A 17700-nucleotide genomic window follows, 5' to 3' on the forward strand; every position below is an offset into this window, starting at 1 on the left:
GAGGTTATCAAGATGAAGCAACAACAAATGCATGATCCAATTTGGCGTCCGCTGCGGGCAAAAAATTTTCGCCAGCTGTTTATTGGGCAGCTGCTGTCCGACTTTGCGAATTGGCTCGATTTTATTGCGCTTAGCGTATTGGTTGTTTACGCATGGGGTCATGGCTCTTTGGCTCTGGCTGCATTATCGATCTGTATCGGTCTGCCTTATGTCATCGTGGGTCCGTGGATGAGCGTGCGTCTGCGTCATTTGCCTGGCAAAAGCCTGCTAATTACATGTGATCTATTGCGCGCCGTTTTTGTGTTGTGTATGGCATGGGCGCCGTCTCTGCCAATTCTGCTCATACTAGTGCTGCTGAAAAACAGTATGAGCGCCATTTTTGACCCCGTTAGACAAAGCGCTGTAAAAAGGATCGTCGATACTTCATTGCTTGCTCAGGCCTCTTCTCTAAGCCAAATGTCGGTTAACCTGACGAAAATTTTAGGGCCGATGGCAGGAGGTGCGCTTATGGCAGCTCTCGGAACGTCGGTTCCTTTCTATACGAGTGCTGTGCTGTATGCATTGTCGGCAGTCATGCTTAGCGCAATGCCCTCTTGGAGCGGGCAACGGCAACAGACAGGGAAGCCAACCAGCGGATTGCGCGGAGCTTGGGAGCATCTGATGCGCAAACCGCTTCTCAAAGCCGCAATTATGTATGCCGCGACTTTATTTTTTCTTATTTTTTTGTATGACGGGTTGTTTGTTCTGCTGGCAAAGGAAGCGGGAATGGATGAAACGAGGTTCGGATTGCTTATTGGCGCAGTAGGCGCAGGCAGCGTAGCTGGCGCATTAATGGCTGGACAATGGCAAGGATGGAGACAGCGTCCGCTTGCTCATATGACGACGGCGGGCATTGCCTCCGGTTTTCTCATCATTGTGGTAGGCTTCACCGGCATGGGATTTTTCCATGCGGGGCTCGCTTTGTGGCTGCCATTATGCGCAGCGCTTGGGTATTGCAGCGCGCAAAGCGCTGTGCCTTTTGGCTATGTGTTGCAAATGGAGACGACGGATGATACGGTCGGTCCGGTATCTGCGTTAGCCAATGCGCTACAGACGAGCTCGATGCTCATCGCTCCTGTGCTTGGCGCGGTGATGGCATCATGGTGGAGTGCTGGCAGCGTATTCCTTGGCGTTGGCATCGCGACAACTGGCGTGGCGGCAATCTATCGTTTTCACAAAAGGCAGCCTGCCAATGAGCTGCTTCAGGTCAAAGAGTTGCAAAGAGATAGCTTTTAACGAGTGGGTGCGCGTGTATGCCAGAACATTTTTATTGCGAAGAGGTGTTAAGCGGTCGACCTGTGGTAAAGAAGGTAATGGAGACGGAGCATGCGCTGGCCTACCACCATACCCGTCCATTCTATCCTGTGCACATTGTAACGATACCGAAAAAACATATTTCATCGCTGGTTACTTTAGAGGATCATGATAACGACCTGCTTCTTGAGATGATGGATATAGTCAAAAAAGTAGCGTCTCAGCTTGAGCCGAATTCTACCGTCGTTGCGGCTCTTCGTTATTTGTCCTATGATAAAATATAAAAAGGGGCGCTGAGGGTGGCAAGAACAAAAGCATTTGATACAAATGAAGTACTGCATAAAGCCATGAGCGTCTTTGGTAGCCGAGGCTATGAAGGCGCAACGCTGCCGGACTTAATAACCGGGCTCGGCATTGCCCGCCAGAGTTTATATGACACATACGGCACTAAGCGCGATCTATTCCTTACGGCTGTAAAATACTATATGGATCGAAAAAATCGCGACCTGCAGGAACTGATGGATCAGCCGGGAACGGTCATAGACAAAGTGGAGCAGGCTTTCACTACGATGATCAGGGTTCTCGCGGATCCAAATTTGCGCCGGGAGTGCTTCATTATCAGCAGCGCAATTGAGCAGGCGCCTCACGACGAGGAGCTGGCCGCCTACATGCACGAGAATACCGAACAGGTGGAGCAGGCCTTTTATAAGATGCTGGAGAGCGGGATGGAACAGGGTGAGCTAAGTCTGGATTTGAATATCAGAGACCTGTCCCGGTTTCTGGCGCATGAGCGAATAGCCTTGGTATTCGCGGCGAAACTGGGAATGGATGAACAGAAACTAGTCAGCATCATGCAGATTGTGCTATCCGTCATGAAGCCGGGTAAAGGGAAATTCTAATAGAAGTTGTACCAAAGAAAGGGCTGTCCCCTGGTCATCTGTGATGACGGTTGGGACAGCCCTTCTGTATACTTGCATATGAAATAAGGATTGGTGAGACCTGGTTCTGGCTGTTAAGTCGCTTGGAACCAGGTCCTATTTTCCTGAATGAAATCCTCAAGTGAACGCGGCTCTCGTCCGGTTACACGCAGCACAGTGTCTGTAACCTGATCTTCGGATCCTTCCACACGGATACGGTGATCCAACCTAGCTAGAAAAGCTGCATACGGTGCAGGTACTCCTGCAGCAGTCAGCGACTCCACTAGTTGATCTTCTGTAATGGTGAGATGCTGTACGGTTAGGCCAGTAAGCTTGTGGATCAAAGCCGCTACTTCAGCATAGCTAAGTGATTGAGGTCCGGTAATCAAGTGATCCCTGTTATGCGGTACCTTGTCGGTTAGCGCATGAAAGCCAACCGCGGAAATATCTTCTGCATCCACGAAGCCCACTTTGCCTTCACCGGTAGCTGTAAAGATTTGCCCTTGCTGACGTATGGTATGCCCGTGTCCGCCTTCGGTGAAATTTTGCATGAAATAAGAAGGACGCAGCACGGCCCATTCAGGCGCGTGCTCTCGCAGGTACTGATGTACAGTGCCGAAAACCAGTCCATGCTCCGACACCGATGCGCTGGACAGCAGAACGAATCGTCTAATGGAAGCGTCCAGTGCTCTACGAATGAAAGGAATCATGACTTCTTCGGGATGTAAATCCGGCGGCGCAACGAGATAAATTGCGCTAATGCTTTGCAAAGCTGTTTCGTGGGTGGAGTCATCATACCAGTCAAAGAGCACATGGTCAGCTTGTGCTTCGTTCATCTTGGATGAGCTACGTCCTGCACTTCGGATGAGATAGCCTTGGCTTATTAAAAGTTGAGCGATACGGGAGGAAGTTTTTCCTTGTCCCCCGGTGAGCAAAATGCGATTTGATGGTTCGGTATACATGAGAACATCTCCTCCATAATTAATGGATTACATCAGAGCTAACGGATTCCAGTAGTCCTGATACCGCATAATCTTGCCATCTTTAAGCTCTACGACAGAAATATATTGCTGTTCATAGGGCTTACCATCCGCAAGGATGGTGCCATTTCCTTCGAACTGTGCAAAGAACATCGGTGAGTCAGCCGAAACATGAACAATCGGTGTCGTGATAGAAGTAATCTCAAGCATTTTTTCTAACATCTCAAGGTGCTGCTGAAGTGCTGCTTTGCCTTCCAATCGTTTTGGCAGCGGTTTTGGGGCATAGGGAAATTCAAAAATTACATCCTCATCAAACAATTCCAGCATGGCATCATAATCTTTGCGAATAAAACGATCTACGAAAAGTTGCATAATTTGTTCGGCTTGTTCGGAAGAAACGGTACTCATTCAGATGCCTCGCTTTCTTTGGTGGAATAGACCTCTTTAGAGAAAAGTCGTAAGGTATAGACCTACTATATATATTCCGGATCGTTTAGTCAAATATATTCGGACTAATTGGTCTTGAATGTTGAACGAAATTTATAAAGCTCATCTCAGCGTTCGTCGTTTCCCGCAATCACCTTGCTTTGCAACGGTTTTCCTGCGATTGATATCTTTTGCAAAGGGCTGTGACTATGAGAATTTCGATTGATAGCGCATAACGCACAAAAACCCCTTATCCAGTTCGACAGAGGGTTTTGCCTATAGGCCGATAACATTACAGCCATGAATGTAAAAAGCCCTAAGGGCTTTTTAAAAATGAGATAAAGTAATGTTGTTCCAATTATACTATTAATATCATTTATCTTAGATGATTAGCCGATAAATACTGTTGTGCAATATAATTTATATCCACCTACTAGGAATTATTAATCATCTGAAAATTAGATCATCTAAGGAGAAAAGTATGAAGAAAAATTTTAAATTGAAATCATTATCCATCCTATCTACGGCTGCTTTACTCAGCGCCCTGGTACCACATGCATCCGCAGCGGTATCTTTGACCGATATTTCAAACAGCTATGCCAAAGATGCCATTATTGAGCTGGTAGAAAAAGGGATTATTAATGGTACCGGTGACGGTAAATTTGACCCGACAAGTAATATCCAACGACAGGACTTTGCTATTATACTGGCAAGGGCTCTTAATCTGGACCTTAGCAATCCTCCAGAACTACCTACTTTCAAAGATGTCTCAAAAAACAGTTATGCCTTTGCTGCTGTAGAAGCCGCTGTTAAAGCAGGCCTGTTTAAAGGCATGGGTAATGGAACTTTTGGAACCAATCAAAACATCACCCGTGAGCAAATGGCCGTCATTTTCGTGAACGCACTAGGTGTTGACAGTACAGGAAAAGGTCAGAATTTAACGTTTTCTGATGCAGGCTCAATCGCAAGCTGGGCCAAAGACGCAGTTGGTGCTGCCGTTGAATTCGGACTTATGAAGGGAAATCCCGATGGCACTTTCAGCCCAGTTAGTCAAGCAAGTCGTCAGGATGTAGCTTTGGTCGCTTCTAAATTTTTGGTCGAAAAGACTAAGGTCGATGAACAAAAATCCGTGCCATCTGCGACACCAACGCCAACTCCGACACCAACGCCAACTCCGACACCAACTACACCATCAACTGGCGGTCCGACGGGTGGGGGAGAAGACCAAGCAGCAGCAAACCTGGTGAGAGCCGAAATTGCAGCTTTGCCCGTAAAAGCGGATATAACTCTAGTGAATAAAGCAGCTGTAACTAAAGCACGTACGGATTTTGACGCTTTAACCGGAGCTCAAAAGACGTTGGTAGGAGATATCGCTAGATTGACGGATGCGGAAGCAGCTATTGTTGAACTAGAGGCTCAAGCAGCAGCAGACCTAGCAGCAGCAAACCTGGTGAAAACCGAAATCGCAGCCTTGCCCGCAAAAACGAATATAACTTTTTTGGACACAGGAGCTGTAAGTTCAGCACGTGGTCATTATGATGCTTTAACCGCTACCCAGAAGACGTTGGTAGGAGATATCGCTAGATTGACGGATGCGGAAGCAGCTATTATTGAACTAGAGGCTCAAGCAGCAGCAGACCAAGCAGCAGCAAACCTGGTGAAAGCAGAAATCGCAGCATTGCCCGTAAAAGGGAATATAACTCTTTTGGACAAAGCAGCTGTAAGTACAGCACGTGGTCATTATGATGCTTTAACCGCTACCCAGAAGACGTTGGTAGGGGATATCACTAAGTTGACGGATGCGGAGGCAGCTATTGCTGAGCTGGAGGCTCAAGCAGCAGCAGACCAAGCAGCAGCAAACCTGGTGAAAACCGAAATCGCAGCCTTGCCCGCAAAAGCGAATATAACTCTAGTGGACAAAGCAGCTGTAACTAAAGCACGTACGGATTTTGAAACGTTAACTGGAGCGCAGAAGACGTTGGTAGGAGATATCACTAAGTTGACGGATGCGGAGGCAGCTATTGTTGAGCTAGAGGCTCAAGCAGCAGCAGACCAAGCAGCAGCAAACCTGGTGAAAGCCGCAATCGCAGCCTTGCCCGTAAAAGCGGATATAACTCTAGTGGACAAAGCAGCTGTAACTAAAGCACGTACGGATTTTGAAACGTTAACTGGAGCCCAGAAGACGTTGGTAGGAGATATCACTAAGTTGACGGATGCGGAGGCAGCTATTGCTGAGCTGGAGGCTCAAGCAGCAGCAGACCAAGCAGCAGCAAACCTGGTGAAAACCGAAATCGCAGCCTTGCCCGCAAAAGCGAATATAACTCTAGTGGACAAAGCAGCTGTAACTAAAGCACGTACGGATTTTGAAACGTTAACTGGAGCGCAGAAGACGTTGGTAGGAGATATCACTAAGTTGACGGATGCGGAGGCAGCTATTGTTGAGCTAGAGGCTCAAGCAGCAGCAGACCAAGCAGCAGCAAACCTGGTGAAAACCGAAATCGCAGCCTTGCCCGTAAAAGCGGATATAACTCTTTTGGACAAAGCAGCTGTAACTAAAGCACGTACGGATTTTGACGCTTTAACCGGAGCTCAAAAGACGTTGGTTGGAGATATAACTAAGTTGACGGATGCGGAAGCAGCTATTGTTGAACTAGAGGCTCAAGCAGCAGCAGACCAAGCAGCAGCAAACCTGGTGAAAGCCGAAATCGCAGCCTTGCCCGTAAAAGCGAATATAACTCTTTTGGACAAAGCAGCTGTAACTAAAGCACGTACGGATTTTGACGCTTTAACTGGATCGCAGAAGACGTTGGTTGGAGATATCGCTAGATTGACGGATGCGGAAGCAGCTATTATTGAACTAGAGGCTCAAGCAGCAGCAGACCTAGCAGCAGCAAACCTGGTGAAAGCCGAAATCGCAGCCTTGCCCGTAAAAGCGGATATAACTCTTTTGGACAAAGCAGCTGTAACTAAAGCACGTAGTCATTATGATGCTTTAACCGCTACCCAGAAGACATTGGTAGGGGATATCACTAGATTGGCCGATGCAGAGGCAGTTATTGTTGATTTGGAAGTAGTAGCAATTGCTATAGGGAATTTAAATGTAACGTACAATGGAACCGATGATAAAGTCACATTGCCAGTCATTCAAGATGGTGCCGCTGTTACTTGGTCGTTAAAAGATTCATCGCAATCATCCATTGTAGATGTTTCGAATGGGAGTATTATACACGCAGGATTAACAGCTGATACTGACATAGTACTCATAGCGACAATTACCTCAGGAACCATTTCTGACAAAAAGGAATTTGCAATTAATGTCAAAAAACAAATTAGTGAAATTACAAGTAACGTCATAACAACTTTTGACTTCTCAACCGTCTATGCTACCCAAGCCAGACAAGAAAGCAAAATAATAACCTCAACAGATTTCAAAAGTAACCCTAAGCATTTCACTATAAGTGATGGGACTATTACAATACCCGTTGCTCTGAACTGGAATATTCCGTTGAATGGATTTACCACAGGACAGGTTGTAGGCTCGGCGATAGATAGTTTTATCCAAGACTACTGTAATGCACATGGAATCAACCTAGGGAACCGGACAGTAGGTGGATACGGGTTTGGAGATACATTCTTTATTTCTACCTTCAAAACCGGATCAGCTGCTTCAATTACATTAGGTGGGAATGACTGGTCATTCTTCTTTCAAAATAACCAATACACCGGGACGGACGAAGATCTCAGCAAGAACCGTACTTTCATCATTAGTGATGGTGTGAAAACAGCAACTGTTTTGTTAGAATGGCAGTATACCGACATGGCTGACTTGGTTAGTGATCTAAATTATCAACTAAATTCTGCAGCAGTGTCTGCCACTGCAGAATTAGTAAACGAGAATCAATTCAAACTTGTCTCAAACTCTGCAGATATAACGTTATCCATTACTGGCACAGATAAAAGTGAGTTCTTCGGCAATTAGGAACTTAATTACAGAAAAAACAAGAGCAGATCCTTATTATTGGATCTGCTTTTGTTTATCTGGAACGATTTCATTGATGCTGCTTAGGGGGTAAGTTAATGGAGGGACATTGGCTTGATTTCAAGTTGCTCAAACCAAAAATTTGGAAAGGGTTTCTTCGTTTTTTACCGAACATATAATCTCTGTGATTATAAACAAGGGGTGAAACGGCAATGACATTTCCTCTGATTACGGCACATACCGGCTGCATGGGCGAGCCGGATAATACGGCGGGCTCCGCTCTGGCAGGAATCGCGCTTGGCGCAGACATTGTCGAGGATGACATTCGCGTTACGCGGGACGGCGTTCCCGTGCTGTTCCATGACGAATTTGTATCGCTGAAGGACGGTAAGCGGCTTGGCATCTCTTCTTCAACTTACGAAGAGCTTTGCCAATTGGAGATTATTCCGGCGCATGCCCGAAGCAGCATGACGATCCGTCTCGTAACGCTCGACGAGCTGCTCGCGGTCGTTCGCGACGCCGGCTGCCGTGTGAATCTGGATATCAAAGTAAACGATGCCATCGCGCCAGCGGCGGCAGCCGTGCGAAAATACGGGCTGGAAGAGCGGGCATTTCTGAGCGGCTGCGGCGCGAACCGGGCGCTTCTGGCGGAAGCCGAGGCACCATGGCTTCCGAGACTGCTCAATGCCGACGCGGAATTGTTCCTTAACCTGGCTTATTCGGAGGCGGTCAAGCAGACCGTCGATGCCGCGATGGCCACATCCTGCTTCGGCATCAACATCCATCACCGCCTGATTCGGGAAGAGCTGCTCGCCTCTGCGGGCGACTGCGGACTGTTGATCTATGCGTGGACGGTCGACGAGCCGGACCTGATGGCGGCTTTGGCTGCGATGGGCGTCCGCTCCATCACGACCCGCCGCGTAGATCTGGCAATGGGGCTTAAGGCGGGCCGTTGAAGGGAATACGGCGATCCAAGATTGATTTTCGGCCTGCAAACGAAAGACGAGCGCCACCTTTTCGACTTCCTTAGGCGTTCCGGCATAGAAGCAATGATTAGTGTGCAAAAGGCTATCCTATTAGGTCATAAAGTGACCGGAAGGTCAGTCCTGCTCGTCTAATTAAGCTAACGGCGTGTTTGCGTGGCGGCATCCCGCCTTTTTGTTTCAATAATTTGGATTGTTTTATAGGATTGAGGTAAAAAAGAGGCTATGAAATGAATCCTATAATGATCGATTTTCCAGATGAGTTTGATCGTTCTCTGGAATTTTCCAAAAGCAGGTCGGTTCCTCGCAGGCTCAATCATGAATATGAGGAGCAGCAATTGCGCCGAAAACAAAGGGAGGAAACTAATGGATTCGATTATTATTACACCAAAAGTCGGAATAGGTCCTTTTAAACTAGGAATGAGCGAATATGAGGTGAAAGAAACATTTAATGCTCATGATCATTGGCGTAGAACAAATAATGCATATAACCATAGTATTCTTGAAGAGTTATTTATAAAATTCGAGTATGATTCGAATAATACAGTGAAATTTATCGAGATGGTGAATCCTTCATATGCTGGCGTTTTCCATATTCCCTGTCTTTATAACGGTATAGATGTATTCACAACGAAAGCGAGCGATTTGGTTAGTGAAATCAATAAAGAAACCAGCTATAACAGAGATTCCGAATCGGAAATGGGATTTATGTATGTTTTTCCAGAACTCCAATTGGCTTTTTGGAGAGAAAATGTAATAACTGAGGATCTCATGAACTCCGAGGACTTTTTACAAATGAGTCAAGAAAATCAGGAACTTGAGAAGAGGTATTTCTACTTCACTACAGTTTCTATTGCAGTACCAGGATACCGATAACCGCAGGATTTAACATCGATGTAAGCTGAGCAAGTCGTTGTTATGAACTAGCGGGTTATGATAGTTGAATAAATACGATGAAACGGCAGCCGACATAAGGTCTGTCGTTTTCCCACCTAAAGGGCAAGTTATATTCAAAGTAGCAATCCATAAGAAACGCAAAAAGTGTAATAAGCATATAATAAGTTTGTACAATTGAAAACTCAACTTGAAAGGAAGTTCGATCAATGGGAACACCGCAGCATGTTGGCGATTCTAGAAGAGTTAAGTTTACGCAGGTTCGAGGAATTTAAAAGGAGGTAACATGAAAACAACCCGATCAAAAGACGGCACTACCTTAGCGTACGATGTCTACGGAAGTGGGCCAGCACTCCTATACATTACGGGAGCGAGCTGCTATCGCTCATTTAAGCCGATAGTGCAAGATGCCAAGGTATTCGCTACTGAGTTCACGGTTTATAGCTATGACCGCCGTGGACGCGGTGATAGTGGCAACACACTTCCTTATTCTATAGAACGTGAAATTGAAGATATCGAAGCCATGATTAATAAAGCCGGCGGCATGGCTTATTTGTATGGCCATTCTTCTGGTGCCGTGTTAGCACTTGAGGCTGCGCTGCTACTGGGCAGCAAAGTACAAAAAGTAGTTATGTATGATGCGTCATATGTGCACGATGAAAAAGAAAAGGCCGAATATAAACATTTAAGCCAAACCATACATAAACTACTCGATGATGGCAAAAATGCAAAAGCAATGAGCACCTTTTTGAAGGGTATTGGCATGCCAAAAGTATTTGTTTTGTTGTTGCCGCTATTTCCTGGCTGGCGAACGATGAAAGCACTCTCTCCGACACTTGCGTATGATATTGCTCTAACTCAGGACATGCCACCCGTTGAACGGGCTACTAGGGTTTCCGTACCAACGCAAATCATCGTTGGCGAAAAAAGCCCCGCCGCAATACATGATGTCGGCCGTCAACTAACGAAGGCAATTCCAAGCGCAAAGTTCGCACATCTTCCAGGACAAGACCACATGGTTAATGCGAAAAGCCTGCTGCCTCTTCTTTCGGACTTTCTCAAGTAATTTGCTATTGATTAATATTTCTGATGCTTTCGATCATTGATAATAGAGGCAGGATAACGCAACAATGGTTCTTAAAATCCGTAACTACTAAACCTATTTTATGGTAAAATGGAGCGAGAAAGGCCATCCTACAAAGAATGGCCGTTCACAAACTTGTTGGCTATTTACTACCTCGATTTCTTTCTGTTCTTGCTAATCCATTTATTCAAAGCAGTTCCGCCTCCACCGACAGCGTGCTGCTGCCTGGTTCCTGCACTTTCAATTGCAGAGTTAGTCCCGCTCGTACTATATCTTCCGCCTCCGCTTGCCACCTGGGTAGCCGAGGCGTTCGCCGCATTTCTGGGAAGCTTGACGATCTGATCATTAAAGACAATGACAATTTCTTTGCCGCAACGACGCGTTCCGGGCCAGGTATTGCCATGATAAAGTCCGCCATTGGCGCCTTTCAACCATTTGTTCTTGGCTGTTCCTCCTGCCCCGACGCTCTGTTGCTGCTGCGTATTCGGGGATTTAATAGCGGCGTTGTTGCCAGCAGCGCTGCTGCGGCCTGCACCGCTTGCAATTTGCGTCGTGTTGGGGGCGTTGGTAAATTGATGGTTTACGACGAACACCAGTCTGTCCATTCCAGTGATCGGCGTTCTTGCGATCATGCGTTTATTACCATTTTTAATAATAATCGTGATCCGGTCTGATTTCATAACCACATGCATCCTCCCCATCGGGTTTTCTTAAGTATATGTCTATATCAAGAATCCGTAAGGGACATCTGTCGGGTAGTTAAATAAGATGTGATGCCAATAGGCGAAAAAAAGGGAACAAACGCAGGCGCACAAATTAGTGTTCTAATATTATTCGCTATCATTATTGTTTTATTACAAAAAAAAAGTATAATTACACATAATATAAAGATTTTTTTGTAGAAATAAGATAAGAAGGTGGCTATTCTTGCTGGAACTCTCGATAAATGATTCTGATCGGTTGGTAAAGGTGGCACACGCACTCGGTACTCATACGAGAGTGGACATAATTAAGCTGCTGTTGACGAAACCCAATATCAATATCGTGGAAATTGCTGAAAAGCTTGGTATTCCCGTATCTACCGCGGCAAACAATGTCAAAGTGCTTGAAGAGGCTGAACTTATTGTAACAGAGCTCCAACCCGCGACAAGAGGAGCAATGAAGGTGTGCAGCCGGAATTTCGATGATGTTCGCATCATTTTGAATCCAAACGGCTTTGAACAAAATACGAGCAAGGTTCTGGAAGTCGAGATGCCTATTGGTCATTTCATTAATTTTGACATTGTCCCCACCTGTGGAATGGCAAATACGGTTGGAGTGGTATTCCAAGAAGATCATCCGGACAGTTTCTATCATCCGGACAGCAGAACGGCGGAGCTTATTTGGTTCCGTAAAGGCTGGATTGAGTATCGCTTTCCGAGAAATCATCCTGCAGGGACTAGGATTCGGTCCCTTGAATTCTCTTTGGAATTGTGCTCCGAGGCTCCCAATTATAATAACGATTGGCCCTCTGAAATTACGGTTTGGGTTAATGACGTGGAAGTTGGATCATGGATATCACCCGGGGATTTCGGTGGACGCCGAGGTAAGCTTAATCCCTCTTGGTGGTATGGGAATGGTACTCAATATGGAATGCTTAAAACCTGGTCGGTTGACATCAACCGGAGTTTGATTGATAAAGAGGAATGTTCGGCTACTACGTTGAATGACCTCCAACTGGCGGACAAACCCTTCATAACCTTCAGGATCGGAATCAAGGCCGATGCCAAGCATCAGGGCGGCATAAATTTGTTTGGAAAGGGATTCGGCGATTACCCGCAAGGCATTCTAATGCGCTTGGTGTACGATTAATTCTGCAATAAAAAGTTCCAGATGTATGGTTACATACATCTGGAACTTTTTTATTGCTTTAAAAGCAAAAATATAAATGAAAACGTTGACATCTCAGTCGAAAACAATTATTCTTTTGAATGTAAACATAAAAACTGTAATAAAACAAATTGTTTGGTTCTTTTTAATTAAAGAGCAGGAGAATTATTAAAGGAGGGCAATTGTGAGTCAATTCAGAAATCCTATACTCCCCGCAGGAGCAGATCCATGGATTATTAAGCATGAGGACGGCCATTATTACATGACGGTTACGTTAAGAAATCATATTGCACTGTGGCGATCCCGGACAATGACGGGACTAGCGGCTGAGAAGCCGACAATCATATGGAATCCTGCCCCTTCAGGACCATATTCGTATAATCTATGGGCACCGGAGCTTCATTATATTGAAGGTCAATGGTACATCTATTATACGGCGAACGATGGCGGCGGCGACGATACGAGAAGGATATGTGTGCTTCAGCTCCTGGGAGATGATCCGTTAAGCGGCGAATGGATCTTTAAAGGGGCAATTAATACGGAACATCCGGGATTGGATGGAACAGTGCTCCCGCATAAGGGTGAATTGTATTTTTTCTACTCTGGATATGGCTATTTTCCCGATTATGGCTCCGCTATATATGCAGCCCGCATGGTCAATCCTTGGACATTGACAGGACCGAATGTGCTTATTACAGCGCCGACGGAAACCTGGGAGAAGCAAGGTGGGATGGCGATTAACGAGGGACCTGTGTTTTTGCGGCGCAACGGAACCATATATCTTATTTTTTCGGCGAGTGCGACCTGGTCTGATGATTACTGTTTGGGGATGGCAATGATTTCCGAGTCCGATGATCTTCTGAAGGCATCAGCCTGGGTCAAGCATGAGGGACCGGTTTTTGCCAAAAATCCCGAACAGGGTGTATACGCCCCCGGACATAATAGCTTTACCATTTCACCGGACGGTACGGAGGATTGGATTGTCTACCACGCATATCCGTACTCCGAGGCTGAGCAAAAACGCTCAGACGGTTCGCCGCGCAGCATGCGGATTCAACGCTTCGGGTGGACAGAGGAAGGTGCGCCGGATTTTGGTGTACCATTGTCAACAGAGACGAGTATTCCTGCTCCGTCGGGTGAATGCTAAGCGGCTTTTTTTCTGCTGAGAGCGCCTTAACAGGATCATTATATTTATAAAAAACATGAAATGAAAGCGTTGACAAAATTGATTTGTTTGCATATACTTCAACCAATTGTACAATTTTTTTGTATAAAAACAAAAATTTAATTTATATCACGAGATCGAAGTGAGGGGCACACGTCAAATGAAGGGAGTGAAAATGCGGCTTAAAGCTTTAGAGAAAACCTTCAATTGGCGATGACATGAAGCTATTCTGAGCTATTGCTTGGTCGCGGCGAAGGGGCTAGAAGACGGTTTCAATTAAATTGTTTTGTAACATAAAGGAGGAGAAATATGAGTAATACGGCAAAACGATTTTTAAACATCCTGGCTTCATCGATACTGGTCGTTTCGGTTCTATCCGCTTGCACTAACAATGCCGGTAATAGCGCGAACAATGAACCTACCAATAATGGAAATGCTACCAAGGTCAATGAAAGCAGCAATGCCCCAGTTACTGATATAAGCAGTGATATACGTGGGAATACAGAACCAACGCAAGAGCAGATTGATATGGTAAATAATACGTTGAATGATACATATCTAGGTGATGTTTTTGATGAAGTAATTCCAAATGATTATTCTGCTTATCCCTTTAAAGATGTAACGTTGGATGTGTGGTTGCCTGCTAATTCCGATATACCGGACATGAACAATCATGCTGTCCAGAAGCAAGTGGAAAAATTAACAGGAATTAAAGTGAATTTTATTACGCCGCCGGTGGGGCAGGAAGCGGATGCCTTCACTTTAATGATTTCGTCCGGTGAATTGCCTGACATCATCATTGAACCTAATCGTTATCCAGGAGGACTGGAAGCAGGTGTACAAGACGGTGCCTTTCTGGATATGTCGGATTTAATGGAAAAACACGCACCGAATTATACAGCTTGGCGTAATTCGGATGATACGAGAAGAAAAACGACTGTCACCGATGATGGTAAGCTGCTTGGCTTTTTCGGCATCGCACCTTATTCGGAGTGGACCTGGTTCGGGATGTTAATCAAGCAAGAAGCGTTGGACAAAACAGGAATGGAAGTTCCAACCACCATGGATGAGTGGCATGCATTCTTAACCAAGGCGAAGGAAGTCGGCTATTCTGAGCCGCTCAACTATGGATCAAACTACGGTCAAGTATTTACCGGAATCATTAACGGCGCTTATGGCGTATGGGATTGGACCTTCCTGGATGAGAACGGGAAAGCTGCATGGGGACCGGCACAGCCGAAAGCCAAGGAATACCTGGCAACCATGCAACAATGGAACAAAGAAGGATTGCTTAATCGTGACTGGGCAACCGCAGACTTTAATCAAAGAATGTCCAGCGCAATCTCTAGTAAAACGGCTGCAATGATGGATTCTCCGGATACGATGTGGAGCTTCTGGAAACAGCAAAATAATATTGACTTTGTAGGCGCTTTGAATCCTGTGTTGAATGAAGGAGACAAATCGGCCACCACGTATAAGAATTTTAAAAGAACAGGTAACATTGCTGCCATCACAACCCAGGCCGAAAATGTAGAAGCAGCTATGGCATGGCTGGATTTCAACTATACGAAGAAGGGCTGGGAACTTTTAAACTATGGTGAATACGGATCTGTACATTTGATTGATGACAAGGGCATGCCTTACTACCCTGCAAATAGTAATATGTACAACGACCCGGAAGGCCGGCCTGTATCTGTAGCTCTTAATAATTACCGTAGACACAGTTGGCCGAATATCCGCGATGAGCATAATTCCAATCCATTGATTGTTGCAGAAGGAAGCTACTCTGGAGATATCCGTAAGTTATGGACCGAAAGCATGGATACAAGCATGGCTATGCCTCCGATTTCATTTACAAAAGAAGAAGCGTCGCGGGAGGCGGAGCTTGGGAATCAGCTGTCAACGCTTAGAGGCGAATATTTTGCCAAAATTATTATGGGCGAAATGCCGGTAGATGCATATGACAAGTTCCTAACAGAAGCCAAAAAAATAGGCTTGGACGAGTTCCTCAGCATTCATCAGTCGGCGTTGGATCGGTATAACAATAGATAGGTTCCATACAATCTGTGCAAGCGCAAGAACGGGGGGACCCAGAAGGTCATGACCTTCTGGCCCTAGTTATCATTTGCACATCAATTTGGAACACGAAGAAAAGCAGGTGATCGGATCATGGAGATCCTCCAAAAGAATACGAAAATGGACAGCGTTAAGGTCACCCCAAGACCCAATAACAAGAAAATAAGGATTGTCAAAGACTTTAAAAAGAACTGGTTTGCTTACATGCTTGCCATCCCGGTGGTCGCCTGGTTCCTTATCTTTTGTTATGGGCCTATGTGGGGCGTTCTGATAGCCTTTAAGGATTTTAAACCGCTGTTAGGATTTGCCGAAAGTGATTGGGTAGGCTTCAAGCATTTTATCGATTTTTTTCAGGGTCCCTATTTTTGGCGTGTAGTCAAGAATACGCTTCTTCTTAATCTGTGGGGCCTCGCATTCGGCTTCACGGCTCCAATTTTATTAGCGTTGCTGTTAAATGAAATTCGTGCCGGCATATTTAAAAAGACCGTACAAACCATTACTTATATGCCTCATTTCATTTCCCTTGTAGTTGTCTGCGGTATCATCCATATCTTTACTGCGGATGAAGGAGTAGTCACACAAATTCTTCAATTCATTACGGGGAAGGAATATACTTCACTCCTTGGTTATTCCTCATTCTTTAGAGGGATCTATACCTTTTCCGGCATATGGCAAAATATAGGCTGGGACAGTATTATTTATCTGGCAGCGATGAGTACAATCAACCCTGCATTATATGAAGCGGCCGAAATTGACGGTGTCGGACGTATTAATAAGATGTGGTATATTACACTGCCGCAGATCAGTCCTGTCATCATCATTTTATTTATTTTTGCTGTCGGCGGCATGATGGCTTCCGGACATGAGAAGATCATTCTGCTTTATAATCCTTTGACCTATGAAACAGCTGATAATATAGCATCCTATGTTTATCGTAGAGGCTTGAGGGAAGCCAGTTTAAGCTTTTCCACTGCGGTCGGATTATTCAGTGCCTTGGTTAATTTTGCGCTTCTATGGATGACCAATAGGATAGCCAGACGCACTTCGGAAGTTAGCCTATGGTAAGAAAGAAGGAAGGCGGGCTATGATACAACATACACTTATTAAAAAGAGAAGATGGAAAGCGAAACCTATCGGGGATAGAGTATTTGATTTCTTGATTTATACGGTTTTAACGGCAATCACTTTGACCAGTATTTATCCTTTGCTGCATATATTGTTTGCTTCCGTAAGTAATCCTAATGCTTTAATGTCGCACAGTGGTATATTGCTGAAACCATTGGGATTCACATTGGACGGTTATAAACTGGTTTTTAAAGATAACAGTCTATTGGTCGGATATAAGAACACGATTATATATGTAGGTTTGGGAACATTCATAAATATGCTCATGACTATTATGGGCGCATTCGTATTGTCGAGAAGAGAATTGTACTTCAAAAATTTCATCATGATCCTGATTACGATTACGATGTTTTTTGGCGGGGGATTGATTCCTTGGTTCTTATTGATGAAGGATATTGGCTTATACAATAATATGTGGGCTATGATTCTGCCAACCGCTTTGAGTACGTGGAATATCATTATATTAAGAACGAGTTTTCAAGGGCTTCCGGTAGAGTTGGAGGAAGCGGCTACCATCGATGGCGCAAGCCAGGCTAATATTTTGTTCCGAGTTATTTTGCCGCTTTCCAAAGCCACCCTAGCCGTTATTTTCTTGTTTTATTTGGTTGGCAATTGGAATGCATGGTTCAACGCGATGGTGCTATTGAGAGACCGGGAACTATTCCCGCTGCAGTTATTGATGAGGGAAATATTAGTGGCCAACGATGCTACTGCTACCACAATAGGCAGTGCCGGTGGCGTAGTCATTGACAGTGCCGAGAGCTCCACCGCTTTCCGTGAGCTGGTAAAATATTGTGCAATTGTAGTATCTACGTTGCCTATTTTGTTGGTATACCCTTTCCTGCAAAAATATTTTGTTAAGGGCGTATATGTTGGCTCCATTAAAGGGTAGTCGCATGATCGAATTCA

Annotated in this window: 15 protein-coding genes; 12 read left to right on the forward strand and 3 right to left on the reverse strand. The window is 45.2% G+C overall.

The genetic code is table 11. The features are described 5' to 3' along the window. Window positions 1-12: 12 nt before the first annotated feature. The 3 genes from HI950_RS21305 to HI950_RS21315 are packed head-to-tail and all read left to right on the forward strand — an operon-like array spanning window position 13 to window position 2192. Window positions 13-1275 carry an MFS transporter gene (locus HI950_RS21305; protein ID WP_169086219.1) on the forward strand — a complete coding sequence of 421 codons (1263 nt, stop codon included), beginning with the start codon at window positions 13-15 and terminating at the stop codon, window positions 1273-1275. A gap of 17 nt (window positions 1276-1292) precedes the next feature. After that, window positions 1293-1577, forward strand: a complete 285-nt coding sequence (locus tag HI950_RS21310) for an HIT domain-containing protein (protein ID WP_169086217.1) — start codon at window positions 1293-1295, stop codon at window positions 1575-1577. 15 nt (window positions 1578-1592) lie between these two features. After that, on the forward strand, window positions 1593-2192 hold the full coding sequence (locus HI950_RS21315) for a TetR/AcrR family transcriptional regulator (protein ID WP_169086215.1): 600 nt from the start codon (window positions 1593-1595) through the stop codon (window positions 2190-2192). 113 nt (window positions 2193-2305) lie between these two features. Here HI950_RS21315 and HI950_RS21320 read toward each other — a convergent pair whose 3' ends face one another. Both HI950_RS21320 and HI950_RS21325 read right to left on the reverse strand, forming a co-directional pair. Further along, window positions 2306-3172, reverse strand: a complete 867-nt coding sequence (locus HI950_RS21320) for an NmrA family NAD(P)-binding protein (RefSeq protein ID WP_169086213.1) — start codon at window positions 3170-3172, stop codon at window positions 2306-2308. 27 nt (window positions 3173-3199) lie between these two features. Next, on the reverse strand, window positions 3200-3598 hold the full coding sequence (locus HI950_RS21325; RefSeq protein ID WP_169086211.1) for a nuclear transport factor 2 family protein: 399 nt from the start codon (window positions 3596-3598) through the stop codon (window positions 3200-3202). Between the two features lie 499 nt (window positions 3599-4097). Here HI950_RS21325 and HI950_RS21330 point away from each other — a divergent pair, with 499 nt between their 5' ends. From HI950_RS21330 to HI950_RS21345, 4 genes are all read left to right on the forward strand, one after another. Further along, window positions 4098-7595 carry an S-layer homology domain-containing protein gene (locus tag HI950_RS21330; protein ID WP_187768138.1) on the forward strand — a complete coding sequence of 1166 codons (3498 nt, stop codon included), beginning with the start codon at window positions 4098-4100 and terminating at the stop codon, window positions 7593-7595. A gap of 212 nt (window positions 7596-7807) precedes the next feature. Next, window positions 7808-8551 carry a glycerophosphodiester phosphodiesterase gene (locus HI950_RS21335; RefSeq protein WP_169086207.1) on the forward strand — a complete coding sequence of 248 codons (744 nt, stop codon included), beginning with the start codon at window positions 7808-7810 and terminating at the stop codon, window positions 8549-8551. Between the two features lie 393 nt (window positions 8552-8944). Continuing rightward, window positions 8945-9454, forward strand: a complete 510-nt coding sequence (locus HI950_RS21340; RefSeq protein WP_169086205.1) for a hypothetical protein — start codon at window positions 8945-8947, stop codon at window positions 9452-9454. 304 nt (window positions 9455-9758) lie between these two features. Further along, window positions 9759-10538, forward strand: coding sequence for an alpha/beta fold hydrolase (locus tag HI950_RS21345; RefSeq protein ID WP_169086203.1), 780 nt, complete (start codon window positions 9759-9761; stop codon window positions 10536-10538). A 167-nt stretch (window positions 10539-10705) separates the two neighbouring features. Here the strand turns inward: HI950_RS21345 and HI950_RS21350 are convergent, their stop codons facing one another. After that, entirely contained in the window at window positions 10706-11236 is a 531-nt protein-coding gene (locus HI950_RS21350; RefSeq protein ID WP_223285421.1) for a hypothetical protein, read from the reverse strand. Between the two features lie 247 nt (window positions 11237-11483). Between HI950_RS21350 and HI950_RS21355 the strand changes: the two genes are divergently transcribed. The 5 genes from HI950_RS21355 (at window position 11484) to HI950_RS21375 (ending at window position 17683) form a co-directional block, all read left to right on the forward strand. Further along, window positions 11484-12407: an ArsR/SmtB family transcription factor gene (locus tag HI950_RS21355; protein WP_169086199.1), complete on the forward strand. Its 924-nt coding sequence runs from the start codon at window positions 11484-11486 to the stop codon at window positions 12405-12407. A 202-nt stretch (window positions 12408-12609) separates the two neighbouring features. Beyond that, a complete protein-coding gene (locus HI950_RS21360; RefSeq protein ID WP_411268116.1) occupies window positions 12610-13572 on the forward strand; it encodes a glycoside hydrolase family 43 protein in 963 nt (320 codons plus the stop codon). A gap of 327 nt (window positions 13573-13899) precedes the next feature. After that, window positions 13900-15642, forward strand: a complete 1743-nt coding sequence (locus tag HI950_RS21365; RefSeq protein ID WP_169086197.1) for a type 2 periplasmic-binding domain-containing protein — start codon at window positions 13900-13902, stop codon at window positions 15640-15642. A 117-nt stretch (window positions 15643-15759) separates the two neighbouring features. Then, a complete protein-coding gene (locus HI950_RS21370; RefSeq protein ID WP_169086195.1) occupies window positions 15760-16731 on the forward strand; it encodes an ABC transporter permease in 972 nt (323 codons plus the stop codon). A 19-nt stretch (window positions 16732-16750) separates the two neighbouring features. After that, window positions 16751-17683 (forward strand): carbohydrate ABC transporter permease, encoded by a 933-nt coding sequence (locus HI950_RS21375; RefSeq protein WP_169086193.1) that lies wholly within the window; start codon window positions 16751-16753, stop codon window positions 17681-17683. Window positions 17684-17700: the final 17 nt, after the last annotated feature.

The organism is Paenibacillus sp. PL91, from assembly GCF_012935325.2.
GTDB lineage: Bacteria > Bacillota > Bacilli > Paenibacillales > Paenibacillaceae > Pristimantibacillus.

What these genes read in the sequence shown, in the direction of transcription:
- HI950_RS21340 (WP_169086205.1), top strand. Translation starts at nt 8,945, where the DNA reads ATGGATTCGATTATTATTACACCAAAAGTCGGAATAGGTCCTTTTAAA.
- HI950_RS21310 (WP_169086217.1), top strand. Translation starts at nt 1,293, where the DNA reads ATGCCAGAACATTTTTATTGCGAAGAGGTGTTAAGCGGTCGACCTGTG.
- HI950_RS21350 (WP_223285421.1), bottom strand. Translation starts at nt 11,236, where the DNA reads ATGAAATCAGACCGGATCACGATTATTATTAAAAATGGTAATAAACGC.
- HI950_RS21365 (WP_169086197.1), top strand. Translation starts at nt 13,900, where the DNA reads ATGAGTAATACGGCAAAACGATTTTTAAACATCCTGGCTTCATCGATA.
- HI950_RS21330 (WP_187768138.1), top strand. Translation starts at nt 4,098, where the DNA reads ATGAAGAAAAATTTTAAATTGAAATCATTATCCATCCTATCTACGGCT.
- HI950_RS21305 (WP_169086219.1), top strand. Translation starts at nt 13, where the DNA reads ATGAAGCAACAACAAATGCATGATCCAATTTGGCGTCCGCTGCGGGCA.
- HI950_RS21335 (WP_169086207.1), top strand. Translation starts at nt 7,808, where the DNA reads ATGACATTTCCTCTGATTACGGCACATACCGGCTGCATGGGCGAGCCG.
- HI950_RS21345 (WP_169086203.1), top strand. Translation starts at nt 9,759, where the DNA reads ATGAAAACAACCCGATCAAAAGACGGCACTACCTTAGCGTACGATGTC.
- HI950_RS21320 (WP_169086213.1), bottom strand. Translation starts at nt 3,172, where the DNA reads ATGTATACCGAACCATCAAATCGCATTTTGCTCACCGGGGGACAAGGA.
- HI950_RS21325 (WP_169086211.1), bottom strand. Translation starts at nt 3,598, where the DNA reads ATGAGTACCGTTTCTTCCGAACAAGCCGAACAAATTATGCAACTTTTC.
- HI950_RS21370 (WP_169086195.1), top strand. Translation starts at nt 15,760, where the DNA reads ATGGAGATCCTCCAAAAGAATACGAAAATGGACAGCGTTAAGGTCACC.
- HI950_RS21375 (WP_169086193.1), top strand. Translation starts at nt 16,751, where the DNA reads ATGATACAACATACACTTATTAAAAAGAGAAGATGGAAAGCGAAACCT.